The 15,963-nt window shown below is 50.4% G+C and carries 15 protein-coding genes and 2 tRNA genes; 3 read left to right on the forward strand and 14 right to left on the reverse strand.

Translation table 11 applies throughout. From position 1 onward, the window contains the following. Nucleotides 1-38 precede the first annotated feature (38 nt). The 6 genes from AOC34_RS03410 to AOC34_RS03435 form a co-directional block, all read right to left on the reverse strand. Nucleotides 39-536, reverse strand: a complete 498-nt coding sequence (locus AOC34_RS03410; RefSeq protein WP_159074803.1) for a hypothetical protein — start codon at nucleotides 534-536, stop codon at nucleotides 39-41. After that, nucleotides 448-819, reverse strand: coding sequence for a surface-adhesin E family protein (locus AOC34_RS03415; RefSeq protein ID WP_234408146.1), 372 nt, complete (start codon nucleotides 817-819; stop codon nucleotides 448-450). The genes AOC34_RS03410 and AOC34_RS03415 overlap by 89 nt, the downstream gene beginning before the upstream one ends. Before the next feature lie 79 nt (nucleotides 820-898). Then, on the reverse strand, nucleotides 899-3,385 hold the full coding sequence (locus tag AOC34_RS03420) for a penicillin acylase family protein (protein ID WP_108468780.1): 2,487 nt from the start codon (nucleotides 3,383-3,385) through the stop codon (nucleotides 899-901). An 86-nt stretch (nucleotides 3,386-3,471) separates the two neighbouring features. After that, nucleotides 3,472-5,418, reverse strand: coding sequence for a TRAP transporter large permease (locus AOC34_RS03425; protein WP_108468781.1), 1,947 nt, complete (start codon nucleotides 5,416-5,418; stop codon nucleotides 3,472-3,474). Then, nucleotides 5,411-5,998: a TRAP transporter small permease subunit gene (locus AOC34_RS03430; protein ID WP_108468782.1), complete on the reverse strand. Its 588-nt coding sequence runs from the start codon at nucleotides 5,996-5,998 to the stop codon at nucleotides 5,411-5,413. The genes AOC34_RS03425 and AOC34_RS03430 overlap by 8 nt, the downstream gene beginning before the upstream one ends. Before the next feature lie 150 nt (nucleotides 5,999-6,148). Beyond that, nucleotides 6,149-7,282 carry a TRAP transporter substrate-binding protein gene (locus AOC34_RS03435; RefSeq protein WP_108468783.1) on the reverse strand — a complete coding sequence of 378 codons (1,134 nt, stop codon included), beginning with the start codon at nucleotides 7,280-7,282 and terminating at the stop codon, nucleotides 6,149-6,151. A gap of 201 nt (nucleotides 7,283-7,483) precedes the next feature. On the opposite strand from AOC34_RS03435, the gene AOC34_RS03440 reads away from it, so the two are divergent. After that, nucleotides 7,484-7,572, forward strand: a tRNA-Leu gene (locus AOC34_RS03440). Between the two features lie 94 nt (nucleotides 7,573-7,666). Here the strand turns inward: AOC34_RS03440 and AOC34_RS03445 are convergent. From AOC34_RS03445 to AOC34_RS03475, 7 genes are read right to left on the reverse strand one after another with little or no spacing between them, the layout of a single operon-like run. Beyond that, entirely contained in the window at nucleotides 7,667-7,915 is a 249-nt protein-coding gene (locus tag AOC34_RS03445; protein ID WP_108468784.1) for a hypothetical protein, read from the reverse strand. A gap of 29 nt (nucleotides 7,916-7,944) precedes the next feature. Then, on the reverse strand, nucleotides 7,945-8,700 hold the full coding sequence (locus AOC34_RS03450) for a formylglycine-generating enzyme family protein (protein ID WP_108468785.1): 756 nt from the start codon (nucleotides 8,698-8,700) through the stop codon (nucleotides 7,945-7,947). Then, a complete protein-coding gene (locus AOC34_RS03455) occupies nucleotides 8,697-9,113 on the reverse strand; it encodes an ExbD/TolR family protein (protein WP_108468786.1) in 417 nt (138 codons plus the stop codon). Before AOC34_RS03455 ends, AOC34_RS03450 begins: the two co-directional genes overlap by 4 nt. Before the next feature lie 2 nt (nucleotides 9,114-9,115). Then, nucleotides 9,116-9,808, reverse strand: a complete 693-nt coding sequence (locus tag AOC34_RS03460; RefSeq protein ID WP_108468787.1) for a MotA/TolQ/ExbB proton channel family protein — start codon at nucleotides 9,806-9,808, stop codon at nucleotides 9,116-9,118. A 4-nt stretch (nucleotides 9,809-9,812) separates the two neighbouring features. Continuing rightward, nucleotides 9,813-10,517: an energy transducer TonB gene (locus AOC34_RS03465; RefSeq protein ID WP_108468788.1), complete on the reverse strand. Its 705-nt coding sequence runs from the start codon at nucleotides 10,515-10,517 to the stop codon at nucleotides 9,813-9,815. Continuing rightward, complete coding sequence (murI, locus tag AOC34_RS03470) at nucleotides 10,514-11,332, reverse strand: glutamate racemase (RefSeq protein WP_108468789.1); 819 nt, start codon at nucleotides 11,330-11,332, stop codon at nucleotides 10,514-10,516. Before murI ends, AOC34_RS03465 begins: the two co-directional genes overlap by 4 nt. Before the next feature lie 15 nt (nucleotides 11,333-11,347). Next, nucleotides 11,348-12,871 (reverse strand): fumarate hydratase, encoded by a 1,524-nt coding sequence (locus tag AOC34_RS03475; RefSeq protein ID WP_108470026.1) that lies wholly within the window; start codon nucleotides 12,869-12,871, stop codon nucleotides 11,348-11,350. 164 nt (nucleotides 12,872-13,035) lie between these two features. Between AOC34_RS03475 and acs the strand changes: the two genes are divergently transcribed. After that, complete coding sequence (gene acs, locus AOC34_RS03480; protein WP_407675565.1) at nucleotides 13,036-15,009, forward strand: acetate--CoA ligase; 1,974 nt, start codon at nucleotides 13,036-13,038, stop codon at nucleotides 15,007-15,009. Nucleotides 15,010-15,144: 135 nt separating this feature from the next. Here acs and AOC34_RS03485 read toward each other — a convergent pair whose 3' ends face one another. Further along, on the reverse strand, nucleotides 15,145-15,585 hold the full coding sequence (locus AOC34_RS03485) for a type II toxin-antitoxin system PemK/MazF family toxin (RefSeq protein WP_108468791.1): 441 nt from the start codon (nucleotides 15,583-15,585) through the stop codon (nucleotides 15,145-15,147). Between the two features lie 193 nt (nucleotides 15,586-15,778). On the opposite strand from AOC34_RS03485, the gene AOC34_RS03490 reads away from it, so the two are divergent. Beyond that, a tRNA-Ser gene (locus AOC34_RS03490) sits at nucleotides 15,779-15,868 on the forward strand. The last annotated feature ends 95 nt before the right edge of the window (nucleotides 15,869-15,963 follow it).

Consider the following 15,963-nt stretch of genomic DNA (forward strand, 5'->3'; position numbering starts at 1 on the left):
CAAAAGAAAAAGAAAATGAAAAAAATTAGGTAGGTATTTTATCTACCCGATGCCGGTGTTGGCAGTGAGCTTGGTCGATCTGCAATCCCCACCATTTCTTGGCTGTGATCCATGATGGGTGGCATTACAAACTCTTGGCAAACTGGCTTAGGACCGAGTAGATTTAAAAAATTACATTCTTTTTTAGTAGCTTGTGAAGCGGCATGCTCTAAAGGGGATTTACCGGTAGTCACGGTTGAGGCGACGCTCACTGCGGTGCTGGGATTGGCTACTGCTGCTGTAGCCACAGTGCCCCCGACGGCGCTGGCTGCGCCAGTTCCTGCGCTACCAATGGCCGCTAAGGGTAGGGCGCAGCCCGATAAAAAGAAAATACTGCAGCCAATAATGAGGGTGTAGGTCAGGCTATGCCATGCAATGCAGCGGCAATATTGCGGAAAGGGGCTCTGCTTATTTGGCTCGGCAGGCAATGCTGTAGACTCCCGCAGCCCAGGAGCCGCTGGTGATCGCTTCAAACGGACTGTCAGGGGATTTGACATCGGCTACTACCTTGCCTTCACCCTTGTTTCCAGAAAAGACTTTGTACTCAATAGGGCGGTATTGGGCTTTTTCGCAGAGATACTCATTTAGACCAATGATGGAGCGAATCGGCTCTTTTGTTTTAGGGTCGATGCCGGGCTTAATAAAGTCCAGCATGGACATCATTTGCGCTCTATCGCCATCTCTTTTGAGGGTGCTAATGTCAAGGGAGACTGTCGACTGTTCGTTTGAACCAATTTCTTGCCAAGCAGCGAAGGCGCTTGAAATTGGTAGGACGGTCATGCAGACTGCGATCGCTATCCATCTTTTCATCGTAAAACCCCTCAATAAGTGTACTTTTCCATTTTAAACCCCATTAGACCTACTTTGGTCTGAGCTCGAGTTGGCGCTGAATCGTAGTGGGTTTCATTTGCAGTGGCAGCGCTTGATTGTCTGCCCATAAGGGGTTGAGGTTGCGGTAGAGCTTGCTTTGGACCCAGCCCGATTGCCCGGTTTGATAGATGAAGGTGGATTGCTCTAAGTCGGCTAAATCAAATACAGTTCGCAGGCTTGCTGCTTGCTTGGTCTCAAACGGGTTTTTGTGTTTGCCGAGCTCGGGCCTTCCTACATTGATCGTAAAGCCATCGCCCGGAAACGGCGCCGTGATGTTAAATGCCCGATTTAAAAACGGAACCCGACTAAAGGGACGGTGTTCCGATATGGCGATGTGCGCATTTCCCCATTTCCAATTGCTTGGGTCGCTACCGTAATGTGCGTTAAGGTATTCCAGTGCTTTATCCAGTGCCTGTTGTGACGCTTGCGCGCAGTTCTCGACACCTTCTGTTTTGGGTGAGTCGCACCAGAGACTATTCGGGTTGGATAGCTGCTCGAGTAAGGCGTTTCTAAAATGGCGCTTGCCATACTCAAACGAAAAATAATCCCCTAGGCGTGAAAACAAATGGCGCGTAAGTTGATCTACCCACGCATTAAAGAGGAGGGCGCCACTGCTGTCCTTGCGCATATCGCCATCAAATCCCGCAATGATGGCTTGGGCTGCTGATGCGCTGGAATGGGTAGACTGCGTTGCATTAAAGAGGGGGAGTAGCGGCGTTGCTGCCAGTGAGAGCGTATCGCCCTGCATGGTACGCATTGAGGCAAGGTCATGCTGCGGCTTTGCTTGCAGTAAAGCGGTAATGCGCTCATACCGAAATGGCAGTTCCCAATCGCCTGTCAGTGGGTTGGGATTATTGGCAGCCAAAATTTGTTGATTGGCAGTCGCAATCCAGCCTTGCTCGGGATTATCGAGGGCAGGCAATTGATCAAATGGAATATAGTCTTGCCAGTCGTATTGCTTATCCCAGCCAGGGGCTGGCGCAAGCCCGTAGAGGCCTTGATGGAGGGTGCGTTTCGGGGCAACCCCAGCCGCCTGAAATGCAATATTGCCAGTGGTATCGGCCATCACCACGTTTTGCATGGGGGCATAGTTTTTGCGCAATGCTTTTTTGAACGCCTCTAAATTTGTAGCGCGATTCATCTCGAGTAAGCCGATCACCGATTGATTATCAAGGTCAAGTGCAGTCCAGCGTAAGGCCAAAGCAAAGCGATCGGTATTGATTAAATTTTTAGCCCGATCATAGGATTCAGAAATGATGGGCCCGTGGCGACTCTGTTTGACAATGAAACGATGCGCAGGTTTATTTTTAATCTCAATCACTTCTTCGCGGACTAAAAACGCAGCCATGCCATCGGGGGTGCGGTATTGCCCGGGATTGGCGGGATTGAGTTCCTCGATGAAGAGGTCTTGTACATCAGGTCCGGTGTTCGTAAAGCTCCAAGCAATGCTATCGGTTCTGCCAAGCACGACTGCCGGTATTCCGGGTAGGGTGGCGCCGATGACATTGATTCCTGGGGCTTCCAGGCGCGCAAAGTACCAGAGTGCCGGGGCCGATAAACCCAAGTGCGGATCGTTGGCCAATAGTGGCTTACCACTGACCGTGCGCTTGCCGCTAAGCGCCCAATTATTCGAGCCAATACCCTCGATGCCGCCCGGTAAGAGTGCACGCAATAATTGATCTTGTTTCGTATCTGGCTGCCGCACATCCTGAATGCCTAGAGGTTTGATGGTCTTACTGGCATCGGTGTTGGCAAAAATGCCCATGTTTTTATATAGGGCTGCAAAGTCCATCTTAGTAACCGGATTGCCTTGCGTATACGGTGGCAGTACTTCCCAAATTTGGTCCGTCGTTAAATCACGCGATAGCTCCAAACGCTGCAATTCTTTTTGCCAGTTCCCACCCAAATCCATAGCCATCATCAGCATCCAGGCAACGCTATCGGTTGGCGACCAATGGCCAGGCTTGGAGCCAGTCAAAAAGTATTCCACTGGAAGGGCCCAGCCCAATTTGGCATTGCCTGCATTCACACCATCGGCATAGGCTTGCAGAAGGCGTTTAGCCTCGACTGGGTAGCGCTCATACTGCCGCTCAGCACTATGCTTAACTCCAACGGTACGAATGAAGCGATCAATTTTTAGGGTGTCTTCACCAAGGATTTCAGATAAACGGCCCGCCGCCAATCTGCGGTTGATTTCCATTTGCCACGAGCGCTCGGTTGCATGCAAATACCCAAGTGCAAATAAGGCATCGCTCGCAGTAGCCGCTTTGATGTGGGGAATATCGCTGGGATCAAAACCAATGCTTACTGCATCATTCAGACCCTGCATCTTCTGGCTACCAGAAGGACTATTTTGGGTCGAGATGAGGTAGATTAAAACAAGGCACGCAATCACGATCATCACGCCAGCCAAACCCAATGCAATCCATTTGAGGATACGTAATACGAGAGGGCTGCGCCGTGCTGTTGTCACCATGGTTCTATTCTAAGTGCTCTTGATTGCATTTGACCTGACCAATAAAAAACCCCGCTTGCGCGGGGTTCTCATGAGGATGCTGGTAATTACTTGTAAAGCACTTCCGGAAGCCACAAACCAATGGCAGGAAAGGTATAGAGCAACACAATTGCCAGAATCTGAATGCCCATGAATGGCAGCATACCCGCAAAAATTTGATTCAAGGTCACGTGTGGAGGTGAGACCCCTTTGAGGTAGAAGGCTGACATCGCTACGGGTGGCGATAAGAATGCGGTTTGCAGATTCAGCGCAACTAGTAGGCCGAAGAACAATGGGTTGATACCAAAGTCGTCGAGCAAGGGAACGAAGATTGGCATGAAGATCACGATGATCTCGGTCCACTCGAGTGGCCAGCCCAGGAAGAAAATAATGACCTGAGCCAGAATCAAAAACTCCATTGGGCTCAGGCCCAGAGACAAGACCCACTTTTCAACCAAAGTTTGACCGCCGAGCAGGGCAAATGCAGCCGAGAAGATCGACGAGCCTACGAACAGCCAGCAGACCATCGCCCCGGTTTTGGCCGTTAAGAACACCGACTCCCGAATCACGCGCATATTGAGCTGCTTATAGGCAGCAGCCAATATGACTCCGCCAATTGCTCCAATCGCTGCTGCTTCAGTTGGTGTAGCAAGACCAAACACAATCGAACCAAGTACAAACAAAATCAATACAGCTAATGGGAAGAAGGAGCCCAAGAGCATCTTGAAGATTTCTAATCGAACCCAAGTAAGCAGCATGTAATAAATGGCTAGCATGGCCGCAAAGATCGCAGTCATGACCCAGAACCAGGTCGGTGCATCGCGCGGCTCGAGCGCTTTTGCTGCCGCAGCCGCAGCCGCTGCTTCCGCAGCTTTAGCTTCATCCGCACTCATTACCGGAGCTGCCGCTGCCTTGTCTTCTTCTGCGCCAGGGGGCAATGACAAACCACCGCTATCGGCCTTTTCAGCACCAGGAGGTAAGGATAGGCCGCTGCTTGACTCTTCTTCAGCAGCACCACTACCGCCATCACCCATCTGCATTAATTCCATGCCAGCAACAGCTTCCACAGGGGCGGTGACTACCTTGTAAATCGAACCGGTAAAGATCGCAAAAACCAAGAGTGGCAATAGCGCAATCATCAGAGACTGAAGTAATTCAGCAGGGCGTACATGTAAATTACGTTTGCCTTTTAGGCCAATCAAAATGGCTGGAATCACTTTCTGACTAATTTTTTCGCCCAGCTCGGTGTAGCTCATTGGCAATGGGACTTTGCGCTCTTCGATCGACAGTGGCGGCATGAGTTTTGGCTTGAATTTAGCCAAAATAATGACGTAGCCGATGTACAGGCCAGCCAACATAATTCCGGGGAAAAATGCACCGGCATAAAGTTGCACCACCGAAACACCGGCGGTTGCGCCATAGACAATTAACAATACTGAGGGCGGAATCAAAATACCCAAGCAACCACCAGCTGTAATACAGCCAGCCGATACGCGGGTGTCATAGCCTGCCTTGAGCATGGCTGGGAAGGCTAATAGACCCATCAGTGTTACCACGGCACCAACAATGCCGGTCGCGGTAGCAAAGATCGCGCAGGTGACGATGGTGGCAACAGCCAAGGAGCCAGGAACGCGCACCAAGGCCAAATGCAATGAGCGGAACAGCTTTTCAATTAAGTTGGCACGCTCCACCAGATAGCCCATGAATACAAACAGCGGAATGGAGATCAGTACGTCGTTGGTCATCACCGCATACGCCCGCTGCACCATCAGAGACAATGTGTTGTTGAGGGCCAAAGAGGGATCTGCAAAGCTATACGCGATGAAGGTAAAGATCATGCCCATGCCCATCAGGGTAAAGGCGGTAGGGAAGCCGAGCATGATCGCAACAACAACAAGGGAAAGCATGAGCAGGCCCATGTGACCACTCTCAATATTGCCCCAAGGAAGTAAGACAATCGTGGCCAGTACAACCAAGGCCATGATGCTAAAGCCAAATAAAAGTTCCTTACGCATTGGTTTTCTCCTTATCAAGGCCAACCATTGCCTTCAGTGCATCCACGTCGACCTCTTCTACGTCTTGTTCGCGGGAAGGCCATTCACCTTGTTGAATACAAACCACGCAACGGAAGATTTCAACGATCCCCTGGAAGAGCAAAATCACGCCCGCTAAAGGAATGATGGTTTTAAAAGGGTACAGAGGAGGACCATCTGCCGTAATAGACGAGTGCTCCAAGATACGCCAGGAATCTTCAGCAAATCCGTAGCCGGCATAGGCTAAGGCAATCACCCCCGGAATAAAGAAGATGACGTACAAAATGAGGTCAAAAATCGCCTGAGTGCGGGGCTTTAAAAAGCCGTAGAGAATGTCGCCGCGAACGTGGCCATTTTTGGACAGGGTATACGCGCCAGCCATCATGAACATGGTGCCGTACATCATGATCATGGCGTCAAACGCCCATGCATGAGGACTATTTAAGACATAGCGGCTAAACACTTCATAGCCAATTAAGGCGGTTAAGCCAACAACCAGCCAGGAAAAAAACTGGCCGATGAAGGTAGATAGGCGATCTACCGTTAGGAATAATTTTTGCACTTTGGAGACTCCAGGTGTTTAAACCATAAAAAAAATGGGGTGGTTACCTTCGCAACCACCCCATATTGCTACTGGGCGCTATTTTAAGCTAAGCCTAAAACTTATGCCATATTTCTGAAATAAAGCTAAAGCTTATGAAATATTCCTCAATTAGGCCTTTTTAGCGCCAGATGGGAAATAGTGATCAAAAGCCATACGACGTGGAGTATTGGTATCCAAGTCCCACTTCACAGCACGCTGGGCAAACGCTCTTTGTGAGTCAACAATCTTCTTAAAGAGTGGGTTTTCAGCGGATTTCTTGGCAACAACCTCATCGAATACTTTGAGCTGGTTACGCAAAATGCTGTCTGGGGTTTTGTAGAACTTGACGCCTTGGGTCTTTTGCATTTCATCGTAGGCCTTGGAGTAGCGATCAATCGCTTTCCAGGACATATCAGCAGAAGCTGCTTCGACGCAGTTATCCAAAATAGCGCGGAGTTTTGGTGCCAATGCGTTGTACTTGGTGCCGTTGAACAGAATCTCAAACTGCTCTGCATTCTGGTGATAGCTTTGCAACATACATACTTTCGATACGTCTGGGAAGCCCAATTGACGATCGGAAGAAGCGTTGTTGAATTCAGCTGCATCCAGCAGGCCGCGATCCATCGCAGGGATGATCTCGCCGCCTGGCAGTGCGTTCACAGAAACGCCCATGGCAGTAAACATATCAATCGAAATACCAACGGTACGGTACTTGAGGCCTTTCAAGTCCTCTACCTTAGCGATTGGCTTTTTGAACCAGCCGAGTGGCTGTGATGGCATTGGGCCGTATACATAAGACTTCACGTTGGCATTAACAGCCTTGTAGAGCTCATCTAACAGGGCAGCACCGCCGCCGTATTTGTGCCATGAGAGGAGCATATTGGCATCCATACCGAAGGATGGGCCTGATCCCCACAATGCCAAGGCAGCATTTTTACCGTAGTGATACACAACAACGCCATGGCCGCCGTCCAAAGTACCTTTGGAAACGGCATCGAGCAATCCGAATGCAGGAACAACCGCGCCTGCTGGCAATACTTCAATACTCATTTCGCCACCGGTCATGTCATTGACCTTCTTAGCAAAATCTAAAGCGTATTCGTGGAAGATGTCTTTCGCAGGCCAGGTCGACTGGAAGCGTAAATTCTGTACGCCTTGCGATTTAGAAATCATTGGGAAGCTGAGGGCAGCTGCACCAGCGGTACCGACAGCAGCACCTTTCAGAAACTTACGACGTGGTGCTTGGTTTTTCATTTCAGACATTCATATCTCCTAGTTTTAATCAATCAGGTACTACGGTCAAACGACTTTCTAAAGTATAAGGACCTAATTAAAATTTCCATCTCGGGTAAACCCTTTAAACCCCATTGATAGGGCTTTTTTCATGAAATAGGGTGCCGCGTGTTAGGATTCTTGTCTGTCTTGGTTTTGTTGCACTGCAAATCAATGCCTTCAAAAGCGCGCGCCCGAGTGGTGAAATCGGTAGACACAGCAGACTTAAAATCTGCCGACTCAAAAAAGTCGTGCCGGTTCGATTCCGGCCTCGGGCACCAAAAAACCCCAATTTCTGGGGTTTTCATTCCACCTCAGCACTACCGCACCCTCATTTTGTAAACCAAAAGCCGTACGCGAGGTGTTTATTGCCAATCAGGCGGTGATTTCTTCAAATAGCAATATCAGGATGTAGAGCACCCCAGCAGCCAATACGCTCAGGACGACGAGCGACACAAAGCTTTTGACGAGATCCGAGAATAAATTCCCGATCAATTGGAATAAATTGAAGTGCTGACTGCGATCGGCTTTCATGGCTTGATAGTTCTGCAGCGTTTTGTAAAGTGCGACGCAGATCCATACCGCAAGAAAAACATAAGGACCATACTGGTATAGGTAGGACATAAAACGCCTTTTAAGATCGGATGTGCAGTTTACGGTTTAACGCAACGAAAGCCAATATAGACCACGCTCACATCGAGTGGTTTGCTGGCGCGATTCGATTCCCGTTGCTGTTCGGCGCCGTACCACCAAGAGGCTCCGCGCGTGACGCGCTCACTGCCCGCCGCTGTAGAAGTCCACTCCCACACATTGGCGCCCATATCAAAGAGGCCATTGACACCAGATTCCGTGCTACCCGTAAGCACATGGCCCGTGCCACGCAAGAGACTACCCTTGGGCGCGAGACCTTGGTAGTTGCCGCACTCGCCATCCAGGCAATGGGAGCCCTTGGCACTGTCGCCATTGGGGAAGCGGTAGCGCTTGCCGCTCACGAACGGGGCAGGCGGATTGGCGCGCTGCTCTACAAAAGCAGCTGAGACCCACTCTTCATCCGTGGGCAGGCGCTTGCCAAAAAAACGGCAGATCTGTTCTGCTTCAAGGGCATTGAGATGAACTGCCGGTTCACGGTCTTGGGCCTTGACACCGTAGGGGGTTTTCCAGGTCCAGCCAGGCTTTTGCACAAAGCCCATTTCATACACGGTCCCGCCGCCATTTTTCTCTGCCTGACTCACAAACCCGGTTTGACTAGCGAAGCGTTTCACTTCACCAATGGTCATTTCGTGTTGATCCCACTGGAGGTTACCAACCCGCACCATTGGAATGCTGGACTCGGTTTTGGCCAAGAGCTGCTGTGGGCTAATCAATACTACCGAGGCAAATCCAAATCCGAGGAGGCGAAGAAGAGTCATTGTGGCTCGGTAATAAAGCCCAGCTTGGTTAAGCCGGCGCGTTTGGATGCAGCTAAGACCTGCGCTACAGAGTCATAACGCACTTCTTTGTCGGCGCGTAAATTGACTTCGGGCTGTGGCTCCTTTTGCGCTGCCTTTTCTGCATAGCCAACGAAGGTAGGGAGGTCAATTGGGCTACTGTTCCAAAAGATTTGGCCGCGCGCATCAATCGATACCTGAATCGACTCCGGCTTAGTTTCATTGCGCGCGCTATTGGCTTTAGGTAAATCCACTTTCACGGCTTGATGGATTACGGGCAAGGTAATAATGAAAATGATGAGCAGAACCAACATCACGTCCACGAGGGGCGTCATATTGATTTCAGTCATCAGGGGGTCGTCGCCCTGATCGCCTGTAGGATTGCTAAACGACATACTTACGCTCCTGCCTCAACGCGAGCGCCAGTAACAAAATAGGCGAGCAAATCGTTACCAAAGCGATTGAGGTCGGCAACGATGAGTTTATTGGCGCGGTTAATCGCATTAAAACCCAGCACCGCTGGAATGGCGACAGCTAGGCCAATGGCCGTCATGATGAGGGCCTCGCCAATCGGACCGGCAACCTGATCGATTTGTGCGCTACCCGAGCTACTAATCGCAACCAGGGCGTGATAAATGCCCCAAACCGTACCAAACAAGCCGACGAATGGCGCAGTAGAGCCAGTCGAGCCCAAAAAAGTCTGGCCTTTTTGTAAGAGGGCACTGCAGGTATCAATACTATTTTTAATGCTGCGCGACATCCACTCCGAATAGTTCAGCGCTTGCAGTAATTCGCGGCGACTGGACGTTTGACTTTGATGGTGCTCCGATGCGCTCATGGCTTCTTTAGCAATCTGAAAGTACGGGTTGTTGGCTTGATCAGAGAAGCCAGCGAGGCCCTGCGCAAATGTACTGGCACGCCAAAACTGCTCGGCTTCCGGCTTGAGGGCGCGCAGTGTTTTGATGTTCCATAAGCGGCTAATCAAAATGACCCAGGTAATGATCGATGAGACCAATAAAAGGATAGCCACAAAACGCGTGACCGCATCGCCTGCCATCCATAAATTCATTAAGCCAAATGGGTTATTCATTGCATTAGTTCTTTAAGTTAAATTTAATCAGGAGGTTAGTTGAAATGCGGGCGGGATTGCCATTCACGGTATACGGTTTAAAACGGTAACGCCTGCCAATTTGTTCGGCAGCGCGATCAAGTCGCGTAAAACCGCTTGAGCGCAGCAAGACTGCTTCTTCAACAACGCCGGTTTCATCAATAATCAATCGAACCACCACTTCGCCTTGCTCTCCAGCCCGCTTTGAAAATGAGGGGTAGTAGGGATCGGCATCGGGCTGGTAAACCACAACCAGTTTACCAATATCGGTTTGGATTGGCGTACCCGAAGTACCCTGACTGCTAGCCGGGGCAACGGCTGCATTGGGCATCTGACTCTCCGCTGCCTTGGCTGCTTCAGCCGCTTTAGCTTGGCTCGCATCGGTGGAGGGTGGGGTGCTCGCATCGGGTGTTTTTGCTTTTGGCTCTGGCTTGGCCTGGGTTTTAGGTTTGACTTCTGGTTTTGGCTGCGGTGCGGGAGGGGTCGATACAGGCGGGGCCGGAGGGGTTGCGGGTGCGACTAAATTGGCCATGACCCGCACTTCGTTTTCAGATGGATCGTTTCGAACATCGAGCCCGAGATCAAGGCTGACAAAAAACATGCCATGCAGCACTAGCACTATGGCAATCACAATCCACTCCTGCCGCGTAAATAGCAGGTGTGTTGGAGTGCCGGACTTCACTGGCGTCATAGTTCAGCTCGCTCGGGATCCACTGTTTTGAACTCGATGTGAAATTGGGCTAAATCACTGCGCAGTAATTGCATTGCCATGCTGTGCAAGCGCGCACCATCGGCGGTGCTCAGCAGTAATAGGCTGCGCTTACCCACCACTTCAATCGGAATGCGATGGGTCTCTAATTGCCGCGCTAACTGACGGACGACTGCTTGGCTGGTATCCACAATCAAGACCGATGATCCCATTAGATTCAGAATCAATGGCATTAAAAAAGGGTAGTGGGTGCAGCCTAAAACAAGCGTATCAATTCCGGCAGTGCGCATCGGCTGTAAATGCTGTGCAAGCAGGGCGGTTGTTTCTGGGGCGTGCAATTGGCCGGACTCAATCAACGGCACCAGACCCGCGCCAGCTTGTTTAACGAAGCGGCAATCCCCTGGTAGGGTCCCCAGCAGGGCATTGAACTTATCGCTCTTCAGAGTGGCTTCTGTCGCTAGTACACCCACCAGGCCTTTTTGGCTTTGCAGTGCCGCTGGCTTAATTCCAGGCTCGACCCCAATGATCGGAATGGTCTGAAGCGTTGCCCGAATATGCTGAATGGCTTCCGCAGTAGCGGTATTGCAGGCGACGACGATCGCTTGGCAGCCTGCATCGGCTAAAGACTGGCATATCGATAAGCTCCGCTGCGCAATCCACTCCGGCGACCTCTCGCCGTAAGGGGCATTGGCACTATCAGCGAAGTACAGGTAATCGTGATCGGGTAGCTGTCGCAGGGCCTCATCCAAAATGGATAGACCACCTACGCCAGAATCAAATACCCCGATGAGTGCCAATGCGGACCTAAAAAATTACGCGACGACAACGGGGATTTTTCCAATCCGCGCTTGCCACTCTTTTGGTCCTTCGTTGTGCATCGATGTTCCCTTCGAGTCGACTGCAACCGTCACAGGCATGTCTTGCACATCAAATTCATAAATCGCTTCCATGCCTAAATCGGCAAAGCCAACGACTTTCGATGTCTTAATTGCTTTGGAGACCAAATAGGCTGCGCCGCCAACTGCCATCAAATACGCCGACTGGTGTTTCTTAATGGCTTCAATGGCAACCGGACCGCGTTCGGCTTTGCCAATCATCGCAATCAAACCGGTTTTGGCCAGCATCATCTCCGTAAATTTATCCATGCGGGTGGAAGTGGTGGGGCCAGCAGGACCAACGGCTTCGTCACGTACCGGATCAACAGGGCCTACGTAATAGATCACGCGATTTTTAAAGCTCACCGGAAGTTCCTCGCCTTTGGCCAGCATGTCCTGAATGCGTTTGTGCGCAGCATCGCGCCCTGTGAGGATTTTTCCGTTGAGGAGCAAACGATCGCCCGGCTTCCAGCTAGCCACCTCGGCCGGAGTCAGGGCGTTCAAATCGATCCGTTTGGATTTTTGAACATCCGGTGTCCAGGTGACGTCCGGCCAATCCGCCAGGGATGGTGCCTCTAATTTGGCAGGACCATCACCATGCAAATGAAAGTGAATGTGCCGAGTCGCTGCGCAATTCGGAATCATGGCAACGGGCAGTGAGGCGGCGTGGGTGGGGTAATCCAAAATCTTGACGTCCAAGACAGTAGAGAGGCCGCCAAGGCCTTGCGCACCAATGCCGAGCTGGTTCACTTTTTCATAAATCTCTAGGCGTAATTCTTCTACGCGGTTTTGTGGTCCACGGGCAATCAACTCTTGAATATCAACCGAGCCCATCAAGGCTTCTTTAGCCAGTAAGGTTGCTTTTTCAGGGGTGCCACCAATACCAATCCCAAGAATGCCGGGAGGGCACCAGCCAGCGCCCATGGTGGGAATGGTTTTCATCACCCAGTCGACGATTGAATCGGAGGGGTTGAGCATGATCATCTTGGCTTTGTTCTCGGAACCACCACCCTTGGCTGCGCAAATGACTTCAATGCCATCACCTGGGACGATTTCATAATGAATTACCGCAGGGGTGTTATCACCCGTATTTTTGCGTTTGCCAGCCGGATCCGTTAAGACCGAGGCGCGCAGCATATTGTCGGGATTGAGGTAAGCGCGGCGCACACCCTCATTCACCATGTCCGTGACGCTCATGGTGGCATCGGGCCACTGCACATTCATGCCCACCTTTAAGAAGACCACGGCAATGCCCGTATCTTGGCAAAGCGGACGATGCCCTTCGGCGCACATCCGGCTATTGGTCAGAATCTGCGCAATCGCGTCTTTTGCGGCCTCGCCTTTTTCCAGCTCGTAGGCCTTGCCCATCGCCCGAATGAAATCGGTGGGGTGGTAGTAGGAGATGTACTGGAAGGCGTCGGCAACGCTTTGGATGAGGTCTTCTTGTTTAATATTTGTCATAAATTTCATCAAATTAAATGGATTTCTCTATTTTAAGGGTTTGCCATAGAGCAATTGACCCTAAAATTACCTTATCTTAGGGTGAAAGCGAGTGGATTTACACTATTCTGCATGGATTTTGCAGTGCGGTAATTATTGTCATTTAAATAAAAGGGTTGGACAGCATGGAACAGTTAATGCAAGAGAATCGGATTTTTAATCCCCCCAGTGATTTTGTTAAAAATGCTGCTGTGCCTGGAATGGACGCTTACAACGCACTGTGTGCGGAAGCGGCAAAAGATTACGAAGGTTTTTGGGCCCGTCTTGCGCGTGAAAACCTCTACTGGAAAAAACCCTTTACTAAAGTATTGGATGAGACCAATCCACCGTTTTATAAATGGTTCGAAGATGGCTTAACCAATGCCTCGTATAACTGCCTGGATCGTAATTTAGAAAACGGCAATGCTCAAAAAACCGCGATCATTTTTGAAGCCGACGACGGCAAGGTAACGAACGTTACTTACAGTGATTTGCACGCACGCGTTTGCCAGTTCGCTAACGCCTTACGCAAGATGGGCATCAAGTCAGGCGATCGCGTCATTATTTATATGTCGATGTCGATCGAGGGTGTGGTTGCGATGCAGGCATGTGCTCGCATCGGCGCAACCCATTCGGTGGTGTTTGGCGGCTTCTCCGCAAAATCATTGCAAGAGCGGATCGTTGACGTGGGCGCAATTGCGGTCATTACGGCGGATGAGCAAATGCGCGGCGGCAAAGCCTTGCCACTCAAAGTGATTGTCGATGAAGCGCTTGCCTTGGGCGACTGCGAAAAAGTTAAGAATGTCATTGTGTACAAACGCACGGGCGGCAATATTGCGATGACCGCTGGGCGCGATTCTTGGATGCATGAAGTGGTAGCGGGTGAGGCTAAGACCTGTGAGCCAGAGTGGGTGAGCGCTGAGCACCCCTTATTTGTCTTGTACACATCCGGCTCGACCGGAAAACCAAAGGGTGTGCAGCACTCAACCGGTGGTTACTTGCTCTGGGCCATTTTGACCATGAAATGGACCTTTGATATCAAGCCATCGGATGTCTTCTGGTGTACTGCCGACATTGGTTGGGTTACAGGACACTCCTACATTACCTACGGCCCACTCGCGGTTGGTTGTACTGAGATTGTGTTTGAAGGCGTGCCGACCTATCCGAATGCCGGTCGTTTTTGGGACACCATTCAAAAACACAAGGCAACGATTTTCTACACCGCACCAACTGCAATTCGTTCATTGATTAAAGCAGCGAGCGTTGACGAATCCGTTCATCCGAAGAAATACGATTTGTCCTCCTTGCGTCTCTTGGGATCTGTTGGTGAGCCGATTAATCCAGAAGCCTGGATGTGGTATTACGAGAACATTGGCAGCTCGCGCTGCCCGATCGCAGATACCTTCTGGCAAACCGAAACCGGCGGCCACATGATTTCCCCATTACCAGGCGCTACGCCAATGGTCCCAGGCTCCTGCACCTTGCCACTGCCAGGCATCATGGCAGCGATTGTGGATGAGGCAGGGCATGACGTACCCAACGGCAGTGGCGGCATCCTTGTGGTGAAGCGCCCATGGCCTTCGATGATTCGTACCATTTGGGGTGACAACGATCGCTTCGTTAAGGCCTATTTCCCAGAAGAGTTGGGTGGCACTTTGTACCTTGCGGGCGATGGTGCGATTCGCAATAAAGACACCGGCTACTTCACCATCACCGGCCGTATTGATGACGTGTTGAACGTATCCGGGCACCGCATGGGCACGATGGAAATTGAATCATGCTTGGTTGCCAATCCATTGGTTGCTGAGGCAGCAGTGGTCGGTCGTCCCGATGATATGACCGGCGAAGCCATCTGCGCCTTCGTGGTTCTCAAAGGCGGTCGTCCAACGGGTGATGATGCGAAGAAGCTGGCGATGGAGTTGCGTAATTGGGTTGGTAAAGAAATTGGCCCAATCGCCAAACCTAAAGATGTACGCTTTGGTGACAACTTACCGAAGACACGTTCAGGCAAGATCATGCGTCGTTTGTTGCGTGTGATTGCGAAGGGTGAGGAAGTGACGCAAGATACCTCGACCTTGGAGAATCCAGCGATCTTGGAGCAGCTGAAGCAGGCACTTTAAGTATGTAGTTCTGTTGCATCAACGCTCAAAAAGAAAAGCCCGCGCGAGCGGGCTTTTCAACAACGATTACTTCACAAACTACTTCTAAGACCTCTAGGGCGATACCGATATTGTAACGCGGTAAAGCAAACACAATCAAGGCAATAATGATTGCGCATTCACGGTTTTAATAATAGAACGATGAATTTCGCTAACCAGTTCTCGCTCAAGCCTTTTCTCCACCAAAGCCTGGTTGTTAAACATTCGAAACAGTCGTTTTTTGCTTACGTGAGTAATGCATTCACTGATTGCCCATCTGTTACGAAAGCCATCATCAAATCCTGTGCCATCAAAAATGGCTGGTTTGAGGTGAATGTGAAAACCTCTTTCAACAGCGCTTAAATTAAAATTAGAGGAAATTGGCACAACCAAACAGCAGCTATTCGGCAATTTGCCGTTTATCACAACAACCATTCTGCGTTTTCTAATCTCCGGACTAATTAGGCCGTTGTATATCGGGTGGAGCGGTGGTGAAACAAAGTTTCCAAAATCGCATTCTAAAATTTCTCCTACTTTGGGGTTGTAATTGATCGACATAAGCCATGATTTTAATGGCCTTACAGCGAGGCTAATTTGTTTAGACCCCATGAGAAAGAGGGGCTGATAAATCCCCTTATTGGTTGGAACATTTAAACATTTGATTCTCTTTTTTGTTTTTAAAACTCCAAATTTGAGAAATTTCTAGTTTTAACAGGTCGCTTAATCGTTGGGCCGTATAATCCAATGTTCCGGAGAGGTGGATGAGCGGTTTAAGTCACACGCCTGGAAAGCGTGCGTAGGGTTAAACCTACCGCGGGTTCGAATCCCGCCCTCTCCGCCAGTATTACCAAGCCCTCATCGAGGGCTTTTTTATTCGCCTTAGGGCAATGCATGGCCGTTGTTTTCTTGGAGGGGTTAGCCACTTCAATTTGTTTG

This window comes from Polynucleobacter difficilis, assembly GCF_003065365.1.
Lineage (GTDB): Bacteria > Pseudomonadota > Gammaproteobacteria > Burkholderiales > Burkholderiaceae > Polynucleobacter > Polynucleobacter difficilis.

Coding starts and splice junctions, on each gene's coding strand:
- AOC34_RS03445 (WP_108468784.1), bottom strand. CDS start 7,915: ATGTCCTACCTATACCAGTATGGTCCTTATGTTTTTCTTGCGGTATGG.
- AOC34_RS03475 (WP_108470026.1), bottom strand. CDS start 12,871: ATGACAAATATTAAACAAGAAGACCTCATCCAAAGCGTTGCCGACGCC.
- AOC34_RS03420 (WP_108468780.1), bottom strand. CDS start 3,385: ATGGTGACAACAGCACGGCGCAGCCCTCTCGTATTACGTATCCTCAAA.
- AOC34_RS03435 (WP_108468783.1), bottom strand. CDS start 7,282: ATGTCTGAAATGAAAAACCAAGCACCACGTCGTAAGTTTCTGAAAGGT.
- AOC34_RS03460 (WP_108468787.1), bottom strand. CDS start 9,808: ATGAATAACCCATTTGGCTTAATGAATTTATGGATGGCAGGCGATGCG.
- AOC34_RS03415 (WP_234408146.1), bottom strand. CDS start 819: ATGACCGTCCTACCAATTTCAAGCGCCTTCGCTGCTTGGCAAGAAATT.
- AOC34_RS03485 (WP_108468791.1), bottom strand. CDS start 15,585: ATGTCGATCAATTACAACCCCAAAGTAGGAGAAATTTTAGAATGCGAT.
- AOC34_RS03455 (WP_108468786.1), bottom strand. CDS start 9,113: ATGTCGTTTAGCAATCCTACAGGCGATCAGGGCGACGACCCCCTGATG.
- AOC34_RS03425 (WP_108468781.1), bottom strand. CDS start 5,418: ATGCGTAAGGAACTTTTATTTGGCTTTAGCATCATGGCCTTGGTTGTA.
- acs (WP_407675565.1), top strand. CDS start 13,036: ATGGAACAGTTAATGCAAGAGAATCGGATTTTTAATCCCCCCAGTGAT.
- AOC34_RS03410 (WP_159074803.1), bottom strand. CDS start 536: ATGTCAAATCCCCTGACAGTCCGTTTGAAGCGATCACCAGCGGCTCCT.
- AOC34_RS03465 (WP_108468788.1), bottom strand. CDS start 10,517: ATGACGCCAGTGAAGTCCGGCACTCCAACACACCTGCTATTTACGCGG.
- AOC34_RS03450 (WP_108468785.1), bottom strand. CDS start 8,700: ATGACTCTTCTTCGCCTCCTCGGATTTGGATTTGCCTCGGTAGTATTG.